Source organism: Streptococcus sp. GMD4S (assembly GCF_000296955.1).
The window spans coordinates 1-4,909 of the sequence record NZ_AJRE01000094.1 but is presented as its reverse complement, the minus strand read 5'-3'; the positions used below and the strand labels follow the sequence as shown (position 1 = coordinate 4,909).

The window sequence follows — 4,909 nt, the reverse complement described above, 5'->3', positions numbered from 1 at the left end:
TTTGATAAATTAGTTGCATCCAATATTTATTTCGACACCTATCGTTTCCAAAAATTTATCCAAGGAATTGAATAACAAAAATCTAGCTTCAAATTTACTCTTCAATTTCAAAACTAAAAACAAGGTCTAACTAATCTACAGTCAAACCTTGTTTTTTTATTTTTATGAGAAAATCCAAGATTCGTAAATCTGATTAGTCTTCTCTCCTCTTTTTAGAGAGCAAGCCGTAGCCACTCATTACTCCGAGAAGTCCCAGCGCTACTAGACTAGCATCTCTTGTCGCTCCCGTATTTGGCAGCTCTTTCGTTCCTACTTCAACAATTTCTGGAAGAGCTTCCTTGAGAACCTCAGTAGAATGAAGGGTGCGTTTGCCCTGAGCATCAACTTCTACAAAGCGACGAACATGGCCTTCAACTCCTACTTGTACTAGCTGACGTTGGCCTTTGAGAAGGGCTGCATTTGGTCGTTCTTGACGTTCGAAGGAAACTGTTCCCTCTTCAACTTCCAGTTTCGGAGTTTCTAGAACTAAATCTTTCACACCTTCAGCTGGTTGGTTGCTTGATAGAACTTTTGTTCCAACTTCGGTGATTTCTGGGATTGCTTCCTTGACTACCTCAGTCGAACGAAGAGTGCGTCTACCTTGGGTATCTACTGCTACAAAGTGGCGAACTTGACCTTCAACTCCAGCTTGCACAACACGGCGTTGTCCTTTGAGAAATTCGGAGTTTGGTCGCTCCTGACGTTCATAGGCTGTTGTTTCAGTTTCAATAACTAGTTCAGGGAGGGCCTCAACCGTCGGGGCCACTTCATTTGGATCCATGCTACCAACATGATGGCTTTCTTCTGCAGGAGCTAGTTTCTTATTCAGCTTTTCTTTCATTTCTGAAAAAGCTTGTGGAGTTGGCATCTCTGAAGCTAATAAAGTTTCTGCTTGTTCAATCAACTCAGCTTTAGGATCTTTTTCACGGACAGATTCGAGCAAACCTTCCAATTCTTCTCTAGCTGTCTGATAACGTTGATTTCCATCCAAGTCCGCTCCAGCTTGTTTCAATTCATTCAAGGCTTTATTGACTTCTTCTTGACTGGCATCATGGTTTTCTGCTACAGCTTTCGCTACATTGAGCTTCTCTACTAGTGCTGCTTGTTTGTCCTCGCTTGAGAAGGTGTAGGCAAGGGTTGACTGACGGCCTTGGGCAGCAGTAATTTCTTGTTTGAGGTACTCGTCGTTGACAGCTGCTTTTGGAGAAACCAAGACATCGAACTCAGCTGTGTGTCCCTTGTAATGCAAGGTCAAGGTTTGTCGTCCAGTCTTTTGAGCATCGTAGCCTGTAATTTCAACACCTTGATCTGTAAAGGCATGGCTTTCTTCTGTCTCATCATCATAGAGAACGCCGAAGCGACCTTCTGCAAGATCCAGTTGATCTCCTACTAGATAGTCTGTTTTCGGTTTCTGAGTAATGTACAAGCCTGCTACTTCTTTCGGCTTCCCTTCATCTTGACCAGTCACTTGTACTTTTAAGTCACCAGTAACCGAAAGTCCAAGGTAGCTGACTGTGAGCTTTTGTTCCCCTTTTTGATGAGCGTCGTATCCAGAAACAGTCACACCTGAGTGAGTAAGGTTAATCAGCTCATCGGCTTGTCCCCCTTCGTACTGAACACGGAGGGTTCCGCCTCTGAGGTCAAGTTTTTCTCCCTCTTTGTAAACTATCTTCTTAGGTCCTTTTTCAAGGCTAACTGCAGCAATTTTTCTCTCATCCTGCGGAATCGCTACAGCCAAGGTGTTACTGATTTCTTTGCCAGGTAGTTGGGTACGATAGTAGAGGAGAGTTGGTTGCTTGTCAAAGCCCAATGGTGCTGTTGCCAGGTCGCCACCAGTTTCAGACTTCAAGGTTGCAATTGGTGTTTGTGAATCTGCCTTGTCGTAAACGGTGATAGTTGCACCCGCTGGAACATCAGAGAAACCAAGTTGAACTTGGTGGTTTCCAAGTGAACGGGCAGCTACCTTAGCCATTGGAATATTTTGACTTTCTGTGTCCAAGGTTTCGTACATCTTCCAGTTGTAGATACGAATGGCCTTCCAAGGTGTCCCATTATCTGAAGTGATAACTTTTAGGCGCCAGTCTTGGGCAGTGATTGGTTTGTCAAGAGTGATATCTGTCACGTGTGCTTTGTTGCCACGGACTTCCTTAGCTAGTTTCCACTCACCATCTGTATCCTTGTAGTAAAGATCAAAGTCCTTGGTGTTCATCAAACCATCGTTGACAGACTCACCACCAGCTCCCGCATGATCCATGACCCATCTAACAACGGTACGTGACTTGGTCAAACGAATATCCACACTACCGCTCAACTGAGCTGAAGACCACTTGTCTGACAGACTTGTAATCGTACCATTCAACATGCCTTCGATGCCTTCCCCGCCTTCAGTATTCGGGAAAGTGCTACCAATAACCGTTGCCCCTGGAACAATATTTTCAGCCAAAGGTCTTGGGAGAGTTGTATCCTGAACAGTCATGCCCCAGTTGAATGACGCAGTTGCAGCCTCAGAACGGAGTCCATTTTTACCAACTGCAACGACTTTCAATTCCTGAGTCGTACCAGTCGCATTAGCAGAACGGCTAACTTTTGGCAAGTAGATGGTTGAAGCAGATGAACCCGTCAACAAACGCCAGTTGTCACCGTCTTTTTCATAGACTTCATAGAAATCTGCATCTTGGTTACCCGTAAATTGAACAACTGCTTCAGCTTCTTGAGCATTCTTAAGAGATTGTTTCACTACTGAGAGACCTGTAGGTGCTTGTGGCGCTTGGTGATTGTCCGAGATAGTTAATTGTCCTAGGTTGAACTGGTAATCTTTTACAGAACCTTCATGCTCGAAGAAGAGTTTGACTGCATAGATGGTTTTTCCAGCTAGTGAGCTAAGGTCAAATTCTTCATTCTTCCAGTCATCAGAGAGAGTCAGTTCTTTCCATGCAGCTGCATCCTCAAATTTGTAGTCTGGAGTCGTAGAGAAGGCCATATAAACTTTAGAGCCTTTTCCTCCCTTGTGGGCAACCCGAAGTTTGGTGTTTTCAGTTACTTCTAGTTTGGTAGAATACAAATTCACATCCTGGTCCGTCTTACCAGCTACATCACCTGAGAATTTAAGGGAGTTACCTCCATTATAGGCATCTGTAAAGTCATATTCTGCACGAAGTTTTTCCCCCGTTGAAGTCTGCCACCAGCGCCATGTTGGCAAGACACCTGAAACCGAACGGTAGTTCCACTCAGAATCCTTAGAAACTTTACCGTCTACAAACCACTTTCTACCATGGCCTGTATTAAAAGAGGTCGTGAAGGTTCGGCCAACTGCTGGTGTGCGGTCAGCAACTAAATTGGCAATCCCATACCACTCTTTGTCAGCTGGTTTTTGAGCCGTTGGATCTCCTTGGTAGCCTGTGAAGAAGATATCTTCGTTCTTGTGGTAGTCTTCGCCTGTTTTTCCTAGACTGGTAATCGTATCTGGTGCAAAAAGTCCAAGTGACAAACGCAACTTGCCTTTTTCATCTAAGAGGGCATCCCATTTGACTTTGGTCTTATAAGAGCCACCTTGTTGCAATTCCAAGCCTGCAAAGACATCATACTGGCTACGTTCTAGCCATTTTGCCATCTCTACGGAGTGGTCATTCTTTTCCTTGTTCCAGTTGAAATTGGCAAAAAATTGATCTGCAGGGACTTTGTCTCCTTCTTTTTGCATGAACTGGTAGTTGTAATCACCTAGACCATCTTCGTGGTAACGACCATATTTGTAGGTCATGGCATCGTACCAAGCATACTTGATTGGGTGGTTGACCTTAGCTGCATATTCTTTTGTATAGAGCATGAATTGGCGCATTTTTTCACCAAGAGGTGCTACCAATTCCCCCGTTGTTTCCTGATTAATGAAATATCCATCAAATCCATAGTACTTAGCAAGATCGACAAGTTTCCGTGCGATAGGGAAGGTGCCATCTGCATCTTGTTTCAAGGCAGCTGCAAATTTCTCTTGGTCGGCAATGCTATTTGACCAGTTGAAAAAGAGTGTTCCATAAACGGGAACTCCGTTGCGGTGACCGGCATCAATGACATCTGGAGTTGGAACTAGACCTTCCCAGAAGACCATTGAATCCAAGTATTGCCAGTAATCAAAAGCGTAGGCCTTGAATTCCTCACCACCGACAGAAGCGTGGTCTTTAGCTTTTGAGTTGGTATTTGCTAGAGCTTGAACCTTGGCTCTTCTGCTTGCTTTTTCATTAACCAACTGGCCTCTATGGCGCTTGGCGAGTTCAACTGATGAACGGTTAATGGGATCATCCTCACGCGCACCCGGTTCCCATTTCAACAAATCCTCCCAAGTATCAAATTTGATTTCTTTTGGTCGGAGACTCTTTTCTTCATTTTTAGGAACGTCTGCTAGAGTCGGTTTGTCGGCTTTCTTCTCAGTCACTTGAGGAGCTTCCGCTGGTTTGACTTCTTCTTTTTCAGTTGGTTGAGCAGGTTTTTCAGTTTTATCTGTCAGAGCTGGCTTCGCTTCTTCTTTTTCATTAACCAGATCCGTTATTGCTGGAGTGTTTTCTGAAATTGGTTGCTCAGCTACTTTGTTTTCAGTTTCCTCTAATTGTTTTTCGAGAGCTGCAGTATCTGGATTAGTTGTCTCACTAGTACTTGTCGCTTTAGCGCTCGTATTTGCAGCTGTTTCAGGGACTGCGACTTGTTCGGCAAGAGCTGGACTCACAAATAGAGCTGAACCAATCATCAAGGAACAAGCCCCGATTGACAGCTTACGAATACTGTAACGGCAACGTTTTTCAAAAAATAGATTTTTCATCTTATCCTCCTAATAAAATATAAAGTAAGCGCTTTACTTTTTGATAAAAAGTAACTGTTCTCA

The 4,909-nt window shown here is 44.0% G+C and carries 1 protein-coding gene; it reads right to left on the bottom strand.

Going from position 1 to position 4,909, the window contains the following annotated elements; all coding sequences use genetic code 11:
- Positions 1-193: 193 nt before the first annotated feature.
- Positions 194-4,846, bottom strand: coding sequence for an endo-beta-N-acetylglucosaminidase (locus GMD4S_RS06925; RefSeq protein WP_000792776.1), 4,653 nt, complete (start codon positions 4,844-4,846; stop codon positions 194-196).
- Positions 4,847-4,909: the final 63 nt, after the last annotated feature.